The 22,269-nt window shown below is 40.0% G+C and carries 22 protein-coding genes; 10 read left to right on the top strand and 12 right to left on the bottom strand.

The genetic code is table 11. The annotated features are described in order from the left end of the window. Positions 1–68: 68 nt before the first annotated feature. On the top strand, positions 69–593 hold the full coding sequence (locus V7K44_RS27060; protein WP_334936174.1) for a DUF937 domain-containing protein: 525 nt from the start codon (positions 69–71) through the stop codon (positions 591–593). A gap of 117 nt (positions 594–710) precedes the next feature. Further along, positions 711–1,265 carry a pyridoxamine 5'-phosphate oxidase family protein gene (locus V7K44_RS27065; RefSeq protein WP_334936176.1) on the top strand — a complete coding sequence of 185 codons (555 nt, stop codon included), beginning with the start codon at positions 711–713 and terminating at the stop codon, positions 1,263–1,265. A 261-nt stretch (positions 1,266–1,526) separates the two neighbouring features. On the opposite strand, the gene cls is transcribed toward V7K44_RS27065, so the two are convergent. The 4 genes from cls to V7K44_RS27085 all read right to left on the bottom strand — a co-directional run bounded on the left by cls (position 1,527) and on the right by V7K44_RS27085 (position 5,190). After that, positions 1,527–2,969: a cardiolipin synthase gene (cls, locus tag V7K44_RS27070; RefSeq protein WP_334936178.1), complete on the bottom strand. Its 1,443-nt coding sequence runs from the start codon at positions 2,967–2,969 to the stop codon at positions 1,527–1,529. Between the two features lies 1 nt (position 2,970). Next, positions 2,971–3,873: an endonuclease/exonuclease/phosphatase family protein gene (locus V7K44_RS27075; RefSeq protein WP_334936180.1), complete on the bottom strand. Its 903-nt coding sequence runs from the start codon at positions 3,871–3,873 to the stop codon at positions 2,971–2,973. A gap of 371 nt (positions 3,874–4,244) precedes the next feature. Then, on the bottom strand, positions 4,245–4,901 hold the full coding sequence (locus V7K44_RS27080; RefSeq protein ID WP_334936182.1) for a glutathione S-transferase family protein: 657 nt from the start codon (positions 4,899–4,901) through the stop codon (positions 4,245–4,247). A gap of 4 nt (positions 4,902–4,905) precedes the next feature. Continuing rightward, positions 4,906–5,190 (bottom strand): hypothetical protein, encoded by a 285-nt coding sequence (locus V7K44_RS27085; RefSeq protein ID WP_334936184.1) that lies wholly within the window; start codon positions 5,188–5,190, stop codon positions 4,906–4,908. Positions 5,191–5,367: 177 nt separating this feature from the next. Between V7K44_RS27085 and V7K44_RS27090 the strand changes: the two genes are divergently transcribed. Beyond that, positions 5,368–6,261 (top strand): LysR family transcriptional regulator, encoded by an 894-nt coding sequence (locus V7K44_RS27090; protein WP_334936186.1) that lies wholly within the window; start codon positions 5,368–5,370, stop codon positions 6,259–6,261. A gap of 18 nt (positions 6,262–6,279) precedes the next feature. On the opposite strand, the gene V7K44_RS27095 is transcribed toward V7K44_RS27090, so the two are convergent. Next, entirely contained in the window at positions 6,280–6,921 is a 642-nt protein-coding gene (locus tag V7K44_RS27095) for a transaldolase family protein (RefSeq protein ID WP_334936188.1), read from the bottom strand. 151 nt (positions 6,922–7,072) lie between these two features. Beyond that, entirely contained in the window at positions 7,073–7,996 is a 924-nt protein-coding gene (rbsK, locus tag V7K44_RS27100; RefSeq protein ID WP_334936190.1) for a ribokinase, read from the bottom strand. 212 nt (positions 7,997–8,208) lie between these two features. Between rbsK and V7K44_RS27105 the strand changes: the two genes are divergently transcribed. Next, entirely contained in the window at positions 8,209–8,472 is a 264-nt protein-coding gene (locus V7K44_RS27105) for a helix-turn-helix domain-containing protein (protein WP_334936192.1), read from the top strand. Further along, on the top strand, positions 8,469–9,386 hold the full coding sequence (locus V7K44_RS27110; protein ID WP_334936194.1) for a hypothetical protein: 918 nt from the start codon (positions 8,469–8,471) through the stop codon (positions 9,384–9,386). The genes V7K44_RS27105 and V7K44_RS27110 overlap by 4 nt, the downstream gene beginning before the upstream one ends. Here V7K44_RS27110 and V7K44_RS27115 read toward each other — a convergent pair. Together V7K44_RS27115 and V7K44_RS27120 are read right to left on the bottom strand one after the other, a co-directional pair. Further along, positions 9,352–10,440 (bottom strand): DNA methyltransferase, encoded by a 1,089-nt coding sequence (locus V7K44_RS27115; protein WP_334936195.1) that lies wholly within the window; start codon positions 10,438–10,440, stop codon positions 9,352–9,354. The two genes, V7K44_RS27110 and V7K44_RS27115, sit on opposite strands and share 35 nt — an antisense overlap. A gap of 114 nt (positions 10,441–10,554) precedes the next feature. After that, positions 10,555–11,724, bottom strand: a complete 1,170-nt coding sequence (locus V7K44_RS27120) for a cysteine desulfurase family protein (protein ID WP_334936197.1) — start codon at positions 11,722–11,724, stop codon at positions 10,555–10,557. 218 nt (positions 11,725–11,942) lie between these two features. Here V7K44_RS27120 and V7K44_RS27125 point away from each other — a divergent pair, with 218 nt between their 5' ends. Continuing rightward, positions 11,943–13,577, top strand: coding sequence for a DUF655 domain-containing protein (locus V7K44_RS27125; protein ID WP_334936199.1), 1,635 nt, complete (start codon positions 11,943–11,945; stop codon positions 13,575–13,577). 486 nt (positions 13,578–14,063) lie between these two features. Here V7K44_RS27125 and V7K44_RS27130 read toward each other — a convergent pair whose 3' ends face one another. Then, positions 14,064–15,140, bottom strand: a complete 1,077-nt coding sequence (locus tag V7K44_RS27130; protein ID WP_334936201.1) for a glycosyltransferase family 4 protein — start codon at positions 15,138–15,140, stop codon at positions 14,064–14,066. Positions 15,141–16,030: 890 nt separating this feature from the next. On the opposite strand from V7K44_RS27130, the gene V7K44_RS27135 reads away from it, so the two are divergent. The 4 genes from V7K44_RS27135 (at position 16,031) to V7K44_RS27150 (ending at position 20,706) form a co-directional block, all read left to right on the top strand. Further along, positions 16,031–16,840 (top strand): ABC transporter permease, encoded by an 810-nt coding sequence (locus tag V7K44_RS27135; protein ID WP_334936203.1) that lies wholly within the window; start codon positions 16,031–16,033, stop codon positions 16,838–16,840. 429 nt (positions 16,841–17,269) lie between these two features. Next, positions 17,270–19,108 carry a bifunctional serine/threonine-protein kinase/formylglycine-generating enzyme family protein gene (locus tag V7K44_RS27140; protein ID WP_334936205.1) on the top strand — a complete coding sequence of 613 codons (1,839 nt, stop codon included), beginning with the start codon at positions 17,270–17,272 and terminating at the stop codon, positions 19,106–19,108. Positions 19,109–19,134: 26 nt separating this feature from the next. Continuing rightward, complete coding sequence (locus tag V7K44_RS27145; RefSeq protein WP_334936207.1) at positions 19,135–19,596, top strand: hypothetical protein; 462 nt, start codon at positions 19,135–19,137, stop codon at positions 19,594–19,596. Between the two features lie 435 nt (positions 19,597–20,031). Then, a complete protein-coding gene (locus V7K44_RS27150; RefSeq protein ID WP_334936209.1) occupies positions 20,032–20,706 on the top strand; it encodes a hypothetical protein in 675 nt (224 codons plus the stop codon). 184 nt (positions 20,707–20,890) lie between these two features. Here V7K44_RS27150 and V7K44_RS27155 read toward each other — a convergent pair whose 3' ends face one another. The 3 genes from V7K44_RS27155 to V7K44_RS27165 all read right to left on the bottom strand — a co-directional run bounded on the left by V7K44_RS27155 (position 20,891) and on the right by V7K44_RS27165 (position 22,258). Then, positions 20,891–21,523 carry an O-methyltransferase gene (locus V7K44_RS27155; protein ID WP_334936211.1) on the bottom strand — a complete coding sequence of 211 codons (633 nt, stop codon included), beginning with the start codon at positions 21,521–21,523 and terminating at the stop codon, positions 20,891–20,893. After that, positions 21,501–21,887 carry an oxalurate catabolism protein HpxZ gene (gene hpxZ / locus V7K44_RS27160; RefSeq protein WP_334936212.1) on the bottom strand — a complete coding sequence of 129 codons (387 nt, stop codon included), beginning with the start codon at positions 21,885–21,887 and terminating at the stop codon, positions 21,501–21,503. The genes V7K44_RS27155 and hpxZ overlap by 23 nt, the downstream gene beginning before the upstream one ends. 68 nt (positions 21,888–21,955) lie before the next feature. Further along, positions 21,956–22,258, bottom strand: coding sequence for an MFS transporter (locus tag V7K44_RS27165; protein WP_334936214.1), 303 nt, complete (start codon positions 22,256–22,258; stop codon positions 21,956–21,958). Positions 22,259–22,269: the final 11 nt, after the last annotated feature.

Consider the following 22,269-nt stretch of genomic DNA (forward strand, 5'->3'; position numbering starts at 1 on the left):
GTCTGTGTACACAAAAAACTTTAAGCCAGTTTTGGCAAGTTTTTGAGAACAAAGAGAGAAACAAACTTATGGGACTTTTCGATCAAATTCTTGGTGCAGTCGCTAATCCCAATCAACAGGGCAGCTTAGGTCAAATAGGAAATATTGTTAATACTGTACAGCAGTTGAGCGATCGCACAGGCGCAGATCCTTCTACCATCCAATCAGTTTTGTCAATTGTGGGTGGTCAAGTGCGTTCTGCTTTACAAGACAAACAAGCCACAGATGGTAATGAAGCCACACAAAATTTAGTCAATCAATATGCTGGTACTTCTGCCAACCCTCAAGCCGTCAATTCCTTATTTTCTCCTCAGATACAACAGCAAGTAGCTGAAGTTGCTGCCCAGCGCACTGGGTTGGATGCTGGTATCGTTCAACAATTGCTACCTTTGGCAGTACCTTTGGTGCTAAAGTTTTTGCAATCAGGTGCCAATGCTCAAAATCCCCAAGCTGGTGGAAATCCTGTACTAAATTCCTTCTTGGATGCTGATGGTGATGGTGATGTCGATATCGCTGATGCCATCCAAATGGCTAGTAGATACATGAGACAATAACACTTTTCTCCACTCCCCTTCGAGAAGTCAGAGATTCAGTAATTATACCTTGCTAGATTTTTAGCTAAGACATAGGCTGAGAATATAAGAAATTTGCAAATATAAATCAGACAGTCTATGTCTAAATTTTTTGACTATATTACTGAAGAACTGCAAGACTTTATTGCAGCCCAACACCTTTTCTTTGTTGGCTCTGCACCTTTGAGTGCTACGGGTCATGTTAATCTGTCTCCTAAAGGTCAGGACTGCTTTCGTATCCTGTCTCCCAACCGAGTAGGTTATGTAGACCTCACAGGTAGTGGTAATGAAACATCAGCGCACTTGCAAGAAAATGGGCGGATAACCTTCATGTTTTGTGCTTTTGAAGAACCCCCGTATATCTTGCGTCTTTACGGTCAAGGAAGCACAATTTTACCGAGTTCTCCAGACTGGGAATCCCTCTATTCTCTGTTTTTGCCGATACCTGGAACTCGTCAAATTATCGTCGCTGACATTGAAAAAATCCAGACCTCCTGTGGTTTTGGCGTACCACTCTATGAATATCAAGGTCAGCGCCAGACTCTAGTAAACTGGGCTAGTAAAAAAGGTGAAGAGGGAGTTCGAGAATATCAACAGCGGAAAAATCTCGTCAGCATTGACGGTTTAGCAACACCACTGAGTAAATTACCTTAACTTTGCCCGATGGATTATCATATTCATCTATTCACCCAAAAAGATGAGCATTTGCTAAAGAAAATGCTTTACGAATAATCAAACTATGTTATGAAAGATACAATTAATTAAATTGGCTCATATTAATTCGCGTAGCGTCTCCTAGAGAAAGAAGTCCCCTCCTCGCTTGCTCTTAGGGTGTTGGGGGTGGGGAACTTGAGTACCTCACTCAACCGAGAACCGCCATAAGTAATCAACTGGATAATATTAGATAATTAATGATTAAAGTAAAGGGGTCAGCAATCGAGAGACTCTTACAGCTAACTTGAACCAAAAAGGTTTTTTATCGTACTCATTAAGATTAACAGCAACACAGACAGCTAAATCATCTTCTAACATCTTTTTCACACCTTGGACAAACCCAGGCTCGGTAACAAAACCCATAACTTCAAAATTTAGAGAAAAAGAGCGATTATCTAAATTAACAGTTCCTACCCCTGCTAGATTCTCATCAATTACTATAATTTTCTGGTGCATAAACCCATTTTTATAACGATACAACTTGATCCCAATTCTTTCCATTTCAGTGTAGTAAGAAAAGGAACATAAATAAACAAACAAGTGATCCGGTCGGTTTGGTAAGAGAATTCGCACATCTACACCTCGCATTGCTGCCAATTTTAAGGCTGACAATGTTGCTTCATCCGGCACAAAGTATGGACTAGCAATCCAAAGATGAGTTTGAGCTTGATTAATTAGTTCGATGAAAAAAAGCTTACAAGCTGGTAGTTGATCTGCGGGGCCTGTAGGAAGTATGAATACAGTTTGATTCGTTTCCTGATTAATTTTTACCTGCCAGTTAACTTCGATAAGTTTTCGAGTAGCCCAATACCAATCTCGCACAAAGGAGTTTTGTAGGCATTGTACAGTTGGGCCTTCGAGCATCATGTGGGTGTCACGCCAGGGACTCAAGCGAGGGTTTTTTCCTAAATATTCGTCACCAATATTCAGTCCACCTACAAATGCTATTTCTCCATCCACCACCAGAATTTTCCGATGATTGCGAAAATTAAATTGGAACCGATTACCCTGACCTTTGGTGGTGTTAAATGCACTCACTGCAATTCCATGCTGTTCTAGAGACTCGATATAAGAGCGAGATAGTTTCTTTGAACCAATTTCATCGTAGAGAAAGTAAATGCTTATTCCTTGCTTGGCTTTAGCAATCAAAGCTTCTTTAAACTCATTACCTGATTGGTCATCGTTAACAGTATAGAATTGGAATAAAATATAATTTTTCGCCGATGCAATCTTTTTCAGCATTGCTTCATAGGTTTGCTGACCATTAATCAGTAATTCGGCGGCATTGCCTGATGTGAAAGAAATTTCTGTAAAAGCCTCAGCTAATGGTTGCAACTCGGCTAGATTATCTGGTGGCGCAACCTGAAATTTAATAACTTCACTATAAGTTTCATGAACAAGCTTGTAGTGTTGTGCATAGACTGAGCGCAGTGTTTCAGCATATCCATGAAATTTAGTTCTTCCTAAAATCCAATACAACGGAATAGCTAGCCAGGGAAAGGTAATTAAAGAAATGCTCCAGGCAATTGCCCCTTGGGAAGAACGCACATTCATCACTGCATGGGCTGCATGTGCAACTCCCACCACATGAACAACAACTGTAGCTGTGCTAAAAATAGCTAGAACACCAGCATCTACAAGCATTTTAATTTTTTTGAGTATTGGTATAAGTAAATTCTGCCAGCAATGGCTTGTGATCGGATGAACAAATTTGATCTAGCACTTTAGCACTAGCTTTTTTCACACTGATATCTCGATAAAAGATATGATCTAAAGGGGGCGATAACAGGAAGCGTTTAATTTTCTCCTTCTCATCAGGTGCGAAAATTACAGGTGTTAATCCCAATTGAGTTGTTACTTGATTGAGAATAACTGCTCTTTTTCGACTCCAAGTATTGAAATCTCCTGAAAATATTAGCGGCCCGCGATGTATAGATAACGCTTGCTCTAATTCATTTAGTTGGATTTTAAATTTATTTATATCTACAAAATTTATCAGATGAGTATTGATTGTCATGAGAGTTATATTTTGCTCAGATAGCAGATACTCAGTAATTAAAGAAATTTTAGGAGTTTTAACAATCGGTTCATAATGTTTAGTGGTTATCACTTTTTTGGTAATTGGACTGATTGTCGATGCTGTAAATATTCCTGAATAAGTTTGATGATGAATATCTACGAAGTTAGGAGCAAAACTCCAATTCATTTTCAGCCATTTTGCCCATTCTTCTGCCTCTAACTTTAAAGAAAACTCTTGTAAAAATATAAGGTTTGGTTGATAAGTTGCAATGATTTTGGAAAAATCTTCTACCCAAGCATTATTATAGTTTTGTTTAGCAATATTCCAACTGATAACTTTAATTGATTGACTATTAATTTCTGTTTGAATTGAATGATTTTTGTCAATTGTGAGTTCTTGTAAACGAAAAAATCTATAACCCGGAACCAATTTCGTAACTAGAGTGTTTACGTGTTCTTGAATATTAGGCATTACTAATATTAAAATGGATTTAGAGACCATTATAAAGTAAATCTTTAGGTAGCTCAACTGTTCCTCTTTAGATTTATTTTATAAATGGTCTCTTATAATTGATTATAGTTTAAACAGAGATACAAAGGTTGCGATCGCTCTTTAAAAAGAATAAGCATTTCTGCCTCTTGGGCGGCAACCTTTTACCTGAATGGGTAGGACAAATTACTTTTAAGTCTCAAAAATAAGCTGACTATCTTTGAAAACATCCTTTCTTAATTTTACTAAAGATAAAAGGTCGCCCTAAATACTCTCCTAACCTAGTTTTGCAAGCAGGTAGTCCTAATTTGGCGCAAGCGTAGCATGAGTGCTTGACCAACCGGGTGCTTTTATTTGCATCTCGAATTAAAATATTTCTATCCTTTGTCTTCTCGCTATTTGCTATTTCACTAAAACTCATATTGGGGAATAACTTCTGTCTCATTTTTTGCTGCATTTATCCACTCTTGCATTGCTGTAAGTGCTAAAACTGACTCAACATAATCTCTAGAAACAGTATCTAACTGCACATCATAAGCTACAAACCGCAAAACAACCGGAGCAAAAAACGCATCAGCAATTGTGAAATTACCAAACAACAAATTGCCATCAGCCCCAAACTTTTGACGTGATTCTTGCCAGATATTAGTAATGCGGTCAATGTCTTGTTGTACGCCGGGTTTTAAACCTTTACCAGGATATTTAGTACGGCAGTTCATTGGCATATTCTGACGCAAGTTTTGAAAACCTGAGTGCATTTCCGCACTGACAGAACGGGCTAACGCCCTTGCAGCCTTATCCTCTGGCCACCATTGCAGATTCGGAAAAGTTTCTGCTATATATTCACAAATAGCGAGAGAATCCCACACTGTTTGCGTATCGTGCAATAACACAGGTACTTTTCCTGATGACGAGTATTGCCGAATTTTCGATGAACAATCTGGGTCGTTATAGAGAGGAATCCGAATTTCATTGAATTCTAAACCGAATTGCTTCATCGCTAACCAAGGACGAAGCGACCAAGATGAATAATTTTTATTGCCGATTACCAAAGTAAGTTGTGTCATATTTTTAATACCTATAAAGCTGTTCAATCCACATACAGACATCAGTTTCCGAACCAGAAGAAAAAGATTTTCCGCTTGCTGGGTCGTAAGCTTGCCAATAGATATTACCGTAGCGGTCAACCTTTTGCCAAACTTGTAATTCATTCGGATCTGCTAGGAGTTTTTTGACAAAATTTTCCAAAATCAGATGCAGAGATTTCCAGAAGTTGGAGTTGATTTTTTTCTGGAATGACGGACTACAATTTATTTCTATATCTTCTTTTTGTAAATACTTAATGTTATTGTTCATAAAATTATTCCTGAAAGTTGCTCAGTAAATAAAACAGTAACAACATCTCAGTTAGGAATCAAATCATGGCTTGCATAGGTTCTATAAATAGGATTTATAGATATGAAAAATCACTAATACAACCTTTTTGCCACAATAAAGTCAGGATGTGTATACCCTTGTTCTCATCAATTGCCTATGAAACTCTCCCAACTCCGAGCCATAGTTGCAGTCGCAGATCGTGGTAACTTTAGTGAAGCAGCCTTAGAATTGCAGCTTTCGCAGCCTGCAATTAGTCATGCGATCGCCACCCTAGAAGAAGAATTGGGTGTGCCATTATTTGCGAGAGGTCGTCACGGTGCTGTGCTGACACCTGCTGGAGAGCGCATTTTACATCATGCGCGTCAAGCAATGGAGCATCTAAAGATGATGCAACACGAAGCAAATCTGCATAAAGGTTTACATGGTGGTCATGTGCGAATTGCGGCTTTTCGGAGTGTCGCCACGCATCTGTTACCAAAAGCGATCGCACAATTTCACAATCAATTCCCAGAAATTGCTGTCACAATCATAGAGTGTGCTGCTTTTACGGATGTAGAGCAGTGTTTGCATGATGGACGTGCCGATATTGGTATTACCTGTCTCCCAACTGGTGAAGAATTTGAAACCTGGGAAATTTTTCGGGATGAGTATGTAGCTTTACTACCACCAGATACCAAAATTAGCAGTCCGCAAATAACTTGGGAAGATATCGCAGCCTATCCACCGGTTTTGCTTCCTTGTACACCTTGCGGACGCATTCTTCACAACCACCTGAAGACTTTAGCAATTCCAATCAATACTGCTACCGACATTCAAGAAGATTCCACAGTCGTTAGTATGGTGAATCAAGGATTGAGAGCAGCTATTATGCCTCGTCTAGCAGCTGTACCCATTCCCCCAAAGGTGCAGGTATACAGTTTACCTGCACCGCTCGAAAGAGTCATTGCAACTGCAACTTTATCTAATGCCCTGCAAGTACCTGCGGTATTCACCTTTTTGGAGATGTTGAGTAAATTTGATTTTTATAGTTTAGCTAAATTCACTTATTGAACACATCCGAATTACGAATTAGTAATTAGTTAAACCAATGCCTCCTTTAGCGAATTCTTCAACAGTTTTTTGTGAGAATTCATGAGTTGCGATCGCCTGCAACATTGCCAATGGTAAAGTTAAATGATCCGCTCCGGCTTGCAACGATGCGGCTGCTTCTTCAGGAGATTTGATACTAGCTGCCAAGATTTCCGTATCACTGCCTTTGAGTACGCTAGCCATATCCCGCACTAAGGCAATACCGTCACCTAACAATCGAGTAGCTCGATTTACATAAGCTATGGCAATTTTAGCTCCTGCTTCTCGTGCTACTGCTGCCTGTGCTGCACTATAAATCGCTGTCACCGAACAGGTAATCTCTGGCGATAGACTCGCCACCACTTCAAACCCTAACGGTGTTGCGGGAATCTTCAAAATTGTTTGTGAACCAATAATCTCGAAAGCTTTTCTACCTTCAGCTAGCATCCCAGGTTTATTGGATGCCATAAGTTGATAGTATAACGGGCCATTTGTCAAGGCAACTAATTTTTTGAGCGTGGTTTCTGGTGGAGTATCGCTTTGAGATAACAGCGTAGGATTTGTTGTAATACCTTTTACCCATCCCCAAAGCTTAACAACTTCAGCTTCCGATGCGATCGCTGAGTCTAGATATAGTGCCATACTTAATTCCTCACTTTTACTGTCTGCATTTCTCCTGCTACACACCCTGGATTGTCCAGAAGTTCCGCACTGATATTTCTGCTAACCCTATCAGATAAGCATTTTACCTGCTTATCTATGCCTTTTTTAAATACCTACCTTGAAAGCCACTTTACATTCCCCTTTCCCTAAGAAATGCATCAAATGTCAACCTATCGGGTAGCGAAGTTTGTGCGCCTGGTTTTGTCGCTGTCAAAGCACCTGCTGCTGCACCCCAAACAACTGCTTGATGTAAGGAAAGTCCTTCAAAAAGTGCCGCCGCTAAACCACCATTAAAAGCATCGCCTGCGGCTACTGTGTCAACTGCATGAACTGAAAACGCGGGTACAAAAAACTGTTCTTCAGCAGTGGCACAAAAAACACCCTTAGCACCCAATTTGACGATCGCACATTTCACACCCCGTTGCAATAAAACCGCAGCTGCTTTAGCTGCTTGTTCTTCTCCATTCACAGGAAAACCAACCAACTGCGCTGCTTCAACTTCATTCGGTGTAATAATATCAACCAATGGATACAATTCATCTGGTAAATTAGATTGTGCGGGTGCGGGGTCACAAATGACTTTTATGTTTGCAGCTTTTGCAGCTTTAGCAGCAGTAACCACGGCAGTAATCGGAATTTCTAGTTGTAAAAGTAGTGCTGTAGCTTCTGGTAATAAGTGGGATAATCGCTCTACATCTTCTTGATTGACGCGCCCATTTGCAGCAGGAATGACGACGATTTGATTTTCACCAGTATGACTCACGGTGATAATTGCGACTCCAGAACTAACAGTTTCATCCACAAAAATGTTATCAGTTTGCACACCAGATGCTTGCAAATTGTTAACAAGTTCCGTACCAAAATCGTCTGCGCCTACACGCCCCACTATCTGGGTAGGAATGCCCAATTTTGCCAATGCTACGGCTTGATTGGCTCCTTTACCTCCCGAAACTTTAAAAAAATCTTCTCCTAGCAACGTTTCTCCTGCAATTGGCAACCGGGGTGTTGTTGCTACCAAATCTATATTTATGCTGCCGAAGACGATAATACTCATGATGCTGATTTTTATTGATAATATTACAGAATGCGATCGCATTCTGCATAAATATTCGCACTTACTTAGGAACTTGAACAAGAACTGCGATGTCTACGACAGGCTGTTAGGTGACGCACTAGGCTAGGACATCTAAAAATATCCTATTTTGGGATTATCCGAAATTGGGTTTATTGTGTTCAACGTATACATAGTGCTAAAGCCAAGGCACAATGAAATTTGTTTTCAGCCAAGACTATGAAATATTCCGTCGCTGTATGATTGCGGCTCGTAAGGAAGCAAAACTAACTCAACAGACGCTTGCTAAATCGTTGAAAAAGCCACAATCTTTTGTAGCCAAATACGAAAATGGTGAACGGCGGTTAGATGTAATTGAGTTTCTATTAGTCACTCGCGTAATCGGTGTAAATCCTTGTGATATTCTCAGAAAAGTTGAACAAGGAATATCTGAAGCATCTTGTGAGGAAGAGGTATGAAGACACAGGATGTAATCAGGCTGGCATCTCAGTATCTAGATAATTTATCGGGCCATATTTTTGACGTTTTAGATATATCTAAGCCTGTAACTGTAGATGCAGCACTAAACTTGGCTAAAGTTATTTCAAAGCTTTCACCCTTACTCGGAAATTTAATCGAATTTAACACAGTTGAATTTTTGAATAAACAAAATGAATTTTCTGACTTTGGAAACTGGCAGAGGCAAGATCCAGGTTTTCCAGATACTATTTTTGTAGGAAAAGTTCAACCGACACCAGGATTAGAAATTAAAGCATGGTTTCCATTAGCAACAGAGATAACAGCACGCTTTAAAGACAGTCAAAATCACTTTAAGTACGATCAGACCTATGTTGCTATGCTGGCATGGTTGCCTGAGAAAATTATCTATGGCAAGCCTCGTATTCTTGATGTATGTGTTGTCTCTGGTTTGTCGGTAGCTTTAGCTAGAGATACTCATTATCATAATCCGCCAGATTATATTGTTTTGGAGCCAGAAGATACAAGTCAAAGAACAGCAAATTTACAGCAGACAAACACTAGCGGTTATAAATTTCAAGGATCTGTTGAAGAGTTATTAGAAGCTAAAAAAATAGTTGACTCATGGGGTGTTGAAGGAAAAATCTATAAACCAACTAGAGAATATCAGCACCTTCTACGTGAACTATTGATTCGGTATAAATACAGGCTGGATACTAATTTTGCAAAGATGGACAGAATTGTGCATCCAGGTATTGAAAAATTTAAGCAACGCGTCTATAATATTGAAGTTTCTAGTATTACAGTTGGTCAATGGAATAGGCTGCTATCAAGCCGTCGAGAAGACAGTATCAAGAAATCTCTACAAGATTATCTAGAGATTAGAGAAGCGAGCATTGACGAACTTCTTGATTAAATCTCTGCACTCCATAATAAAAATAATCTGGATCAATTTCGCAAGAGTAAGCTTTTCGTCTCAGTTTACGTGCTGCTAGAGATGCACTGAATAGTCCTCCAAAAGGTTCCCAGATAACATCGTTATCATCACTTGAAGCTTCAATAATAACACCCATCAAATCAAGAGGCTTTTGATTAAGATGTAGTGCTTTTCCAGAAGGAATTTTAACTCTTTCATTGCCCCGTAGAGCTTGCCGATCCCAAACATTTGTAAAACCATGAGGGCATCTGAATTTTGAGCGCATCTTACTCCATTGTTGTCCCGTTAAAGATTGGTTTTCATCTAAAGAAAAGTAAGGTCTTCCTTCTGGATTACCATGCTCATTTGCATAGTTCACTAACCTCTCAAACATCTCTGGAGGAGGGAAATACCATAAGTGTCCTTGATCGAAATACTTCCTAGTTGCAGCATTAGCTACACCACAAGCCTCGTTTGCCTGTCGTCGTCGTAATCCAGAACGTTTCCACTCTTTTAGCAACCATTCTTTCAACGTAAGTTCGTTGATTTTAACTTCTCTTACATATTGAACACACACTTCTGTAACTACAGGGAATCTACGAATCTTTTCTGTATTAACATTACCTGCTATATGACCTTTTCCTTTGTTCCAGATATTACAATTAACATAACGCCAACCGTGCTTTTCTAAAACTGGATGCACAACAGCCCAGCCAATTTCTGAATTCCAAAACCAGAGTGTTGTGCAAGATATGGCTGCTTTTGACCATGCTTCAATATGAGGTTCATACCAATTAGATAAATCAATATGATCTGAAGTGTCACCTTCAAAACCAAGAACACCGTAAGCTCCATCTGAAACGATGACTGTAGGCTGCTCCCAATTGTTGTAATGTTCGAGGCTATCACCCAGATATAGAGCAATGCTTTCATCATTCCACGCAGAAAAATTTAAGTTAGTGTTGAGGTTGACTACTTTTCCACGACCAACTGTGCTGGGAGCCTTGCGTTTTAAAGTCTTGAGAGAACTCGGTTCTGGGTTAGATAGACTCATTTATTAGTTTACTTGGGTCTGAAACTTGAGTACCTCTGATTTTATCCTGTTTTGGGATATTTACATCATAATATGGCCAGTATTCCCATAGGTATGCGATTTGTTACAGTTGTTTTAACGCTTCACTAGAGATAAATCCGGTGTTAGCCTTTGCAAAACTTGCTTCAATACTATCACCGTCCAATCTATATCAGCTTCAGTCGTCTCACGCCCCAATGTGATGCGAATTCCCCCCAAAGCCGCTTTTTCGGAATAACCCATTGCTAACAATATCGGGCTAGGACTAAGTTTTCCACTGTGACAAGCAGCACCAGCACTGATGCCAATCCCAGCAAGGTTTAGCTGTCGTACCAAGGTTTTACCGCTAAGTTTTTCGTCGTCAGCGTATTCTAAGCACATACTCACATGGTGAGGTAAACGATCGCAGCCATCCCCTGTAGCAATTAAACCAGGAATCTCAGCTAATTGGGCAAAAGCGCGATCGCGTAATTCAATTAATCGTGGTGTTTCTGTAGCTAATTCTTCGGCTGCTAATTCTGCTGCTACACCAAATCCGGCAATTATCGGTACTGCTTGCGTACCAGAACGCAGTCCCATTTCTTGTCCACCACCACCTAGTAAAGGCATCAATTCCACACCAGGACGCACATACAATGCCCCTACACCTTGCGGGCCATATATTTTATGACTGGAAAGACTAAGTAAGTCTACAGGTAATTGTTGCACATCTATCGGTAAACGTCCCGCAACTTGCACCGCATCTGTATGGAACAAAGCACCATGCGATTGCACAATTTTACCCAGTTCTGCGATCGGTTGCACTGTCCCAACTTCACTTTGACCGTAAATTATAGAAACTAAGGCTGTGTTATGTCGTAATGCCGCCTTTAAATCTAAGGGGTTGACTCTGCCTTTAACATCTACAGACAAGCGCGTAACTTCCCAACCCCACATTTCTAGCAACCGCACTGTTTCAGAAATTGCGGAATGCTCAACACTGGAGATAATTATATGTTGAGGTACAGCATACAACCGAGCCACACCCATAATCGCTAGATTATCTGCCTCAGTGCCACCAGAGGTAAAAACGATCGATTCAGGGGTAGCGGCGTTAATTAAACCAGCAACTTGGACTCTGGCTTGTTCTACAACCGTTGCCGCCCGTTGTCCCCACTCATGTAAACTGGAAGGATTGCCCCACTGCTGAGTGAGGACTGTTTGCATAACTGCGATCGCTTCTTTTCGAGTCGGAGTAGTGGCGCTGTAATCTAGATAAATTTGCATAAAACCGATAATAGTGAGAACACACGTTAGTGATAAGACTGCGGATTTGTCAGCATATACAGTTTTAGTGGACAAATCCTGAAAAAAATATCTGTAATTTTACATCTAATAGTGGATTTTTCCCTTTACTTGGAAACTTATTTCTCTACTTAATTCAGAACACAAAATTTTGGGAATGATAAATATATCCACTTCCAATCCACTTTTAACAGATTACAGTGCAACTTATCTCTAGACAAAGATATTTTTTATATATCTTTTTACTGATATTCTCTCTGGCTGGTTGTCAACGAGTCCAGTCCTACAATCAGCGTCCAGCACCCTTACCACAAGATCCGTTAATTCAAGTTTACTTTAATCATTCTGAGTCTTCAGAATACCAAGAAGCTTACCGTCAGCAAACTCGTCTGGGGGATGATTTAGAAAAACAGATTGTGGATGCTATTACGAATGCTAAATCTACAGTAGATGTAGCGGTGCAAGAATTACGTTTACCCAAAGTTGCCCAAGCACTGGTTGATAGACAAAAAGCTGGGGTAAAAGTCAGGATAATTTTAGAAAATCTCTATAGCCGACCTTGGAGTAGCCTAACATCTGCTGAAGTAGGTAAGTTAGATAAAAGAGAACAAGAACGCTACAACGAATTTCGCCAATTTATTGATATTAACCACGATAATCAACTCAGTCCAACCGAAATCAATCAAAGAGATGCTTTGATGATTTTGCAGAATGCCAAAATTCCCTGGCTAGACGATCGAGCGGATGGTTCAGCGGGTAGCAGCTTGATGCATCATAAATTTGTGATTGTGGACAATCGCCTCGTAATTATCACTTCGGCTAATTTTACATTAAGTGATACTTCGGGTGATTTTACAAATCTTAGTAGTTTAGGCAATGCCAATAACTTATTGCAGATTGACAGCCCAGAATTAGCCTCTTTATTTACAGAAGAATTTAACATTATGTGGGGTGACGGGCCGGGAGGTCAGCCGGATAGTCGATTTGGTTTGCAAAAGCCGATACGTTTACCTAAACAAATAACTTTAGGTAATACCAAAATTACTGTACACTTTTCGCCTACTTCTCCAACTCAACCTTGGAATAATAGTAGTAATGGTTTAATTGGTAAAACTTTAGGTTCAGCAACCAAGTCTATTGACATGGCGTTATTTGTCTTTTCCGAACAGCCTCTTGCCAATATTTTAGAAAAACGCCATCAACAAAGTGTCCAAATTCGCGCTTTAATTGAACCACAATTTGCCTACCGTCCTTATAGCGAAGCTTTAGATATGATGGGGGTTGCTCTTAGTAACAAATGTAAATATGAAGTTGACAATCATCCTTGGCAAAATCCAATTACTACTGTAGGTGTACCTGTATTACCCAAAGGCGATTTATTGCATCACAAATTTGGTGTTATTGATAGTCAAACAGTAATTACAGGTTCTCATAATTGGTCAGATGCGGCCAATAATGGTAACGATGAGACGCTTGTAGTGATGGAAAACCCGATAGTTGCTGCCCATTATGTGCGAGAATTCGCTCGTCTTTATACCAAAGTTAAACCCGGTTTACCACCAGCAATTCAAGAAAAAATTAAATTAGAACAAACACGTTGTCCTCATATAAAAACTTCTTCATCAACTGAGTTACAAGCAATTCCAAAAGTCAATATCAACACTGCAAGTTTAGAAGAATTAGCAACTCTCCCTGGCGTGGGTAAGAAGTTAGCACAACGGATAATTATTAGCCGTCAACAGCAAAAATTTACATCTTTACAAGACTTAGAACGAGTGCCAGGAGTGAGTGCTAGAACTTTAGAAAAATGGAGCGTAGGCGATAGCCCGTCGTAGACATCGCGTGAGTTGTTAAATATCACAGTTTTGTATTGGTGTCAACCTAACGCCAAACCCGCTGTTTTGCCCTCACTCCCAGCCCCTCTGCCATCCGTGCTACGGTGTATACACAAGTCTGAAATAGCTGATTAACCAAGGTTTTACCCCACCCTAACCCTCCCCTTATAAAGGGGAGGGAACCAAATTTATGATTTTCCCCCAATATATCGGGGGGATTAAGGGGGGTAATTTGAGTTGTGTATACACTGTAGCCCATCCGTGAGAGGGGAGCTAGACATTCAATTCCCCTTCTCCTTTGAGAGAAGGGGTTAGGGGATGAGGGCGTGAGGGATTTGCAAAACGCTTGTCCGATATAGTTTTCGGCTTCAGTTGACACCAATGACAGTTGTGCTACCCGACGATCGCGTGTATTCTACTTAGTTAAAAAGATGTAAAATTACATAAATTCGATATTTAAAAGCGATATTTAAATGCGATCGCTAGCTAGCTAGCTAAATCAACTAAACTGCGGAAATGCCCATTCTGAGAAAATCTTTCTGCTATTATTTGTTGATAAACTGCTTCATAGCCATCAGTCATGCGCTTAACGCTGAAAAGATTTTCGACATACTGACGACAAGCATAACGGTCTAATTCAATGACGCGATCGATGGCACTAATACACTCTTGAATATTATTGCAGAGGAAACCCGTCTTGCCGTGGGAAATTACCTCTTCAGTAGACCCCAATTTCATTGCAATCACTGGCGTACCCGAAGCCATTGACTCAATCATTACCAATCCAAAGGGTTCCCGCCAAGTGATAGGGAATAGAGTTGCGACTGAACCACCCATCAGGGCATTTTTTTGAGCATGGTTGGCTTCACCCAGATACTCAATTTGCTCCCCATCAATGTGCGGTTTGATTTCCTTCTCAAAGTATTCTACATCAACGGTATCTATCTTACCTGCAATTTTTAAATGCCAACCGGCAAGTTTGGCAATTTCTATAGCTAAGTGCGCTCCCTTCTCTGGAGACATCCGACCTAAAAACGCTAAGTAAGGAGGATCTTCTGGTTGGGAGTGAAACTCATAACTGCTAACATCAATTCCGTTGTAAACCGTTGCTATAGAGTTTAAACCTAACCTTGGTTCTCGTTGTGCATTGGAAATATTGACGTAAGGTTGTTTTTTACCAAAACTAAACATCTTTTCGTTGTCAGGGGTAAAAGTACCGTGCAACGTGTGAACCGTAGGAGTTTTTACTAGATTTCCATAAGGCAGTGCCCCATACCCGATATGGGAGTGAATAATATCAAACTCTTCTGCGCGTTCATACACCGCAGCTAGATTTAGCATTTCGTAAATGCCGTAATCTTTGATATTAGGATCGAGTCTGAGAGCGCGGGGATGAACTGAAGTTAGTTTTGCTAGACTAATAGAATCTCCCGATGCAAATAAAGTTACTTCATGTCCACGTCGGACTAATTCATCGGTCAGTAACCCCACTACTAACTCTACGCCACCATAAGCTGGAGGCGGAACTCTCTCCCACAATGGAGCTAATTGAGCAATTTTCATCACAAACCTCCTAAAAAATAAAACTTGAATTAGAAGTTTTTTATTTCTGTTGTTTTAGTGCTTGTAACTTGTAAATTTATCCACTTTGGCATCAGAAAGTAACTTCACATACTAAAGTTATTAACAATTTACTTTAAAGCTTACGCTGTACCTTCTATATTTTTTGTCTATCTTAGTACGGAAATTACCCACTCCTAAAGAGGTAACTGTATTCTGATTTATTAATTGGTATGTGATTTATGGCAGTTTTCAATAGAAGTTTTTTATAAATAGGAACTTTCTATAATCGTCAAAAAATGTCATCAAAAGATAGTTTTGACTGAAAAATCTCTATTTTTGACCGTCAATTATCCAACTTTAAAATGTTAATTAAAGAATAAAATCTGTAGACACTTTTTGGGCGGCTTTCCGTACTATAAAGGAGCATCTCTAGCCGATTAAAAGGTAAATTTACGTAAAGTAGGTACTTTGAAATCAGAAGTAGCAGTTTTTCTGATAACTTATATCCAAGTTCTTAAAAGTAAAATTAACATGACTTTTAACGTTGTATGGAAAAGCCTACAAAAAACCTAACCCCTAACCGTTCTGATCGTTGTGTTATGTTAAAATTTGCCTAATTTTATTGCTTGATTTTGGGGGTTATTTTTCGTCTTTTTTCGACTCCCTGAACGCTTACATAAATTTAGGGGCTTGTATCCCTTTTTGAATTTTGAATTTTGAATTCTAGCGATCGCGCCGCGTCTCGTAGAGAAGCGAGAGTCAGATTGAGATGACTCATAAAATCTCTGCGTTCTCTGTGCCTCTGCGGTTCGATAAATAAATTTTAAACCATTATTGACTTAGTGCATAAAATATGCTATTTTGTGTTGCTATCAATAATATATATAAACGTGAATATCTCTCCATCTCTCAAAAAACCGCGTGTCTCATGGCAGGCGGTTTTCTCACTGTTGATATTTGTGTTCATGTACCTGCCCATACTGGTACTTGGCTTTTATAGCTTCAATCAGTCGCCCTACAGCGCAACTTGGCAAGGATTCACTCTCGATTGGTATCGCAAGTTGTTCAGTGACGATCGCATATTATCGGCTTTGCAAAACAGTATGATAGTTGCAGGTTGTGCCGTGGCAATTTCCGCAGTGCTGGGAACCTTGATGGCGGTTGGGTTGGCGCGTTACGAATTTCCTGGTAAGAAATTGTATCGCGGTATTGCTTACCTACCATTGATTATTCCCGATATTGCGATCGCAGTGGCTACCCTAGTATGTCTAGCAGCCTTTGCAATACCTTTGAGTTTGTGGACGATAGTTGCAGCCCATGTGGTGTTTTGTCTGGCATACGTTGGGCTTGTAGTTGCTTCCCGACTGACTAATTTAGATCCTCACTTAGAAGAAGCAGCACTAGATTTAGGTGCGACACCAACCCAAGCTTTCATCAAAGTATTGTTACCTCAATTAATGCCTGGGATTGTCGCTGGTTGCCTCTTGGCTTTTGTCCTCAGCTTAGATGACTTTCTCATTGCCAGTTTTACTGCTGGTAGCGGTTCGAACACCCTGCCAATGGAAATTTTTAGCCGCATTAGAAGCGGAGTTAAACCTGATATTAATGCTCTCAGTGTAATGCTGATTTCAGTATCTGCGATCGTTGCCCTTGTAGCGGAATTAATTCGCGCTTCTGGAGAGAATAAAACTTTTAAATAATAGTCGCAATTCGCAATAAAAGTTATGGGTAAGTGATTTCGTTCTTCGTGAACTTTTTTAGATAGTAAACAACAGTTATATTAAAATTTAGGGTGCATTACGGCAAGCCCAACGCCCAAACATTATGGCAATGTGCCATACTTTCTGCTAACACAACGTCATACTATAGATAAGTAATACCAATTGTAAAAAAGAATGCGACAAATACACTATTTGTAGAGACGCGATGAATCGCGTCTTAACCCAAGTATGTGTTGCAATCATTAATTTAATTGGTATAAATAAATATAATTTATTCATTCTTATGCCCTCGTGTGAAAGATAGTTTTAAGCACATGAATAAACTTCCGTGTTCGCTTCTCTACATAACTGTTTTCAATTAGATAATATTGGGGCTAACTTTGGAGAAGATGCTATTTCCCCCTCATTATGCAAATCTGCCAAAATCCCAATTGCTCAAATCCATTCAACTCTGATAGCAATAGATTTTGCGTGAGTTGCGGACAAAGCAACTTTGGCAAACTTCTCAGAAACCGTTATCGCGTATTAAGACTCTTAGGTGAAGGTGGATTTAGTAGAACCTATGCTACAGAAGATGTAGACAGACTAAACGCCCCTTGCGTCATCAAGCAATTTTTCCCCCAGTTTCAGGGAACAGGACAACGCACTAAAGCCGCCGAATTTTTCAAAGAAGAGGCTTTTCGGTTGTATGAACTGGGAGAAAATCATACGCAAATTCCCAGATTACTAGCTTATTTTGAACAAGGTACTAGCTTGTATCTTGTACAAGAATTTATTCAAGGAAAAACTCTCTTACAAGAAGTTCAGCAACAAATTTATGGCGAACAACAAATTTGGGAACTTTTAGCTGATTTATTGCCAGTTCTGCAATTCATTCATACCCATAACGTCATTCATCGAGATATTAAACCAGAAAATATCATCCGCCGTGCAAGTGATGAAAAACCCGTATTAATTGACTTTGGTGGTGCGAAACAGGTAACACAAACCAGTATAGGAAGACAAGCTACAGTAATTTATACCCTTGGCTATGCCCCAACAGAACAAATGGCTGGATTTGCTTGTCACGGCAGTGATTTGTATGCTTTGGGTGTCACTTGTGTGCGTCTTTTAACTCAATGTTTGCCTTTGCAGGATGCTTCTGGACAGATTAATGACCCTATTTATGATGCCATGAGCGCTAAATGGTTGTGGCGCGAACGTTTACAAAAAAAAGGTATTACTATCAGCGACGAATTAGGAAAAATTTTAGATAAATTACTCAAACATCTACCGAGTGAAAGGTATCAAACAGCAGTAGAAGTCATCAATGATTTGAAGTTTGCCACATCGAACATTGAACCTGTTGCCTTAAAAATTGTTTCGATGCCTCAACCTATATTACAGCCGCTACCACAAAAAGTAATCGTCCCATTACCCCCATTAGAAACCTTTGAATTTGACGTAGTGACAGTAGACACAGGTGGTAGAGAAGTAAACCGCATGAACTGTAATGCAAATTTATTTGCTGAAAAATTAGGTAAGTCTGTCACATTAGAAATGGTATCGATTCCTGGTGGGACTTACATGATGGGTTCACCCGAATTTGAAGGCGATGCTGACGAACGTCCTCGACATCAAGTTACCGTCGAACCATTTTTTATGGGGAAATTTCCTGTAACTCAAGCACAGTGGAGAGTAGTAGCAGCTTTACCCAAAGTCAAACAAGCTTTAAATCCCCATCCATCGAAATTCAAAGGTTTAGATAGACCAGTAGAAAATGTATCTTGGTATGAGGCTGTAGAATTCTGTCTCAGGCTATCAGAAAAAACTGGACGCGACTATCGTTTACCAAGTGAAGCGGAATGGGAATATGCGTGTCGGGCTGGAACTACAACCTCATTCCACTTTGGCGAAACCATTACCTCTGAGTTAGTCAGCTGCACTATGGAACCAAAAAGCAAATTCCGTAAAGAAACAACAAACGTCGGTAGTTTTGAAGTTGCCAACGCCTTTGGATTGTACGATATGCACGGGTTAGTTTGGGAATGGTGTGCTGATTCGTGGCATAACAATTACAATGACGCACCCTTAGATGGAACAGCTTGGGAAGTTGGCGGTGACATAAATCGTCGGGTGCTACGCGGTGGTTCTTGGAGTTTCAGTGCAGAACTGTGTCGCAGCGCTAGCCGTAGCTGGAATGAGTCAGACGGTGGACTGAGGGTTTGTGGCTTTAGAGTAGTATTTTCTGTAGAGGAGATTATTTAGTAATTTAATACTAGGCTCTATAAATTATGAACAACAAAATTGAGAAAGGTGACATAGTAGTTATAAATACAAATGGAAAATATTATCAGCAAGTGGGTGAAGTTAGTGAGGTAGATTACAATATTTTCTTTGTTAAAATAGTCTTAGTAAAGTTAGGTGGTCAAGAAGAATCCTTTGAAGAGAAAGATTTACAATTACAAACTAAAAAGCCGAGTCTGCAAGAAGTTATTACATCAATAGACAAAATTTTAGAACAAGTAGATCGGATTTACCAGTTGCCGACACAAGAGCAAGTGGAGTTACCCAACCGTTTGAAATATCTGAAATTAGACATTCCTAAACTAGATAAGCAATTGATTCAAAAAAACTTCGACAGTATAGATAAAATACTTGCAGCAACAAGAGAAGTAGACTCTTCAGCCAGTTTTTGGCAGGAAATAGATCCTAATTTGGAGAAAATAAGCTGGTGGATTAGAACAAGTCTGTAAACTAAGAAGTAAATCGGCGAGAATAAATCAGCTTTCTCTAGTTCTCAGCTAGAGTCTGCGAATACCTAATTAGACTTCTTGGATGAATCAAAAGCTCTCACCCTAAATCCCTCTCCCAATCTTGGGAGAGGGATTTTGAAATTGGCTCCTAAATAATTGGCATTGGACATAATTAAACGTAACTATATTTTTTTCTCTTCTATCCTTAATGCCTTATACCTTATACTTTATGCTTTATTCTGATGATTGATTTTTATTCGTACCTATTTACTTCACTTTGTTTTTGCAACTGTCTGGCTTAAATTTTGTTATTAACTGTACGTTTACATAAACTTAACTTTTCTGAAGATTTTTTTAGAGTAAATTATGGCTTTATATATTAACAAAAGACATTTTATTATATAAAATACATTACGAAGATCATCAGAAATATATATGCGTTTTTTTCAGTTTGCAGGGATTCTTAGTTGTACTACAGCAGCTTTCATCTCAATAGCACCCATACAGGTAGAAGCTGCAACTTTTAAAGTGATATCTGGAGTCACCAGCATCGATCGCGATCACGAAGAGATTCTTAGTAGTATTGGGCTAAACTTGACAGGTACTAATCAGACAGTTGCACCAATTCCCAGCAATTATTTAGTTGGCTTCAACATCGACTCAGCCACCAACTTCACGTTCAGTGACCAGGGCGGTTTTACTCCACTCTCTGGTACAATCGAGGATACTGGTACTGTTACATTCAACAATCAAATTACTGTTGGTGACTTTTCAATCGGTTTTGCTCCAGGACGTACTGTTACAGGTGCCAGCGGACTTGTTTTAAGAGATACATTTTCTTTAAATACAATTTTGTTTGATTTGAGCGCTCCGGGACTTGTGGCATTTGATGGCCAAAATTTAACCATCCCTGATGTGAAATTGTTGATTTCTCCAGAGTTTGCTGATATATTAGGCGACTCTAAATTGACCGGTTTGTTTGCTGGAACTGCACGAATTGATGCTCAAGTTGCTGCCGTACCTGAACCTGATAGTGTACTAGCAACTTTAGTAGCAGGTGCAGCTCTTTTAGCAGCTAGGTTTTATACTCAAAAAATTAAATGCACCTGATATTTTGAAGCATAGCCAACCAAAAGTTCGCTCCACAACCAACCCTTAATCTTTTTCAAATCTCGTTCCTAGTCTCCGCTGGAACGAGACAACCCAATTATCAAAAATGCCTCGTTTGACTGTCCAGTTTATCTTTGCCTAGTATGTAGTAAGCTCTATTTGTCTGCTTTTTCCAGTAATCATTTCATTGAATGCGTGTTGCTAAAATCACTGAACTTTTTGCTGCCACGCGGATTTCTGTGGCAGCAATCCGAGGATCTTTGAGCCAAAATTCCCTGATTGGATCTGTTCGTCCGTGCCATTCTGGTGGCCAGTATTCTTCGGGTGTGAGATCGTCTAGTAAGATGAAGCCTCCAGGTTTGAGAGCAGTTATCAATGTCTGAGGTTCTGTGAGTTTTGCCTTTCCGCCATCGGCAAATAACAAATCAAATGGAGCGTAGGTGAGCAAGTCGCGCCAGTCGCCTTGAAGTGCGCGGACATTAGACTTATCTGCAAATAGCTGTTGCACAAGTTTGGCACGATCGCGATCGCTCTCGATCGTAATCAATGTACTATCTGGATGTAATGCACTCACAATCCACGCTGCACCAACCCCACACCCGCTACCAATCTCGCCAATTTGACCCTGTGTGATGTGGCTGGTAAGGACGTGCAACAGACGACCAACTTCTGGGAGTGAGGATTGGGCAAACTCAAGTTGTGTAGCTAAGGATTCGGCCTGCTGCACTAATGATGGACTAGAAGTGATGGGATCGGTTGTCATGTCTACTCCTTGAGCAAAACTTCTCGCACCATCACACTGGCAATAATGAAACATGGGCTGAAACCACCTTCCAGCCTTCGGTAAACCTATACCAAGTCTGGCTTTGTCGCCCGAAGCGCTCTACACCATTGATGATTCGGCGAAATTCTAAAGTCACGGTTGCGGCATCTTTCCCAAAGGTTACAACCTTGAGATTTAAGATTTCTCGCTCTATTTTCGGGTTTGGTCGATTCTGGCGAAAGTTACGAACTTCATCGCCGCCATAGAGGTTTTCTGTGATGCCAAAGCGCACTACTTCGGGCGCATCCCAAAACAAGCTATCCATCACATCCAAATTGTTATTACAAAGAGCTTCTTCATACTTGAGGTACAAATCAGTTACTTCAGTTACAACAGTAGGGTCATTTATATTAGTCATTATTGTTACCAATTTTTGGTGTTATGGCTGATTATGCACTCTTTCAAATAGCCAGAGCTATTTTTCTTTTAAGCTCCTTCAGTGCGTAGATTCAGACGAATCAGATTGCGGAAGGTGGAGATTTGATGACGATTCCAGCGATCGGCAATGATTCCACCCAGAGGAATCAACACAAGTGTGGGAATTTGGCTGGCAAAGCCCACTAAACCTAGTAACCAAGCGGAATCGGTGAGGCGATATACTAACCAACTAGTAGCCACTTGAGTCATTGACGTACCAATCAAAGAAATTGCCTGACCTGTGTAGTACAGGCGAAAATTTCTAGAACTAAAAGCACGGAGCATGACTTGTGATTTATTTGATGCTTCCATACATCACCTCT

Source organism: Nostoc sp., assembly GCF_036917235.1.
Lineage (GTDB): Bacteria > Cyanobacteriota > Cyanobacteriia > Cyanobacteriales > Nostocaceae > Nostoc.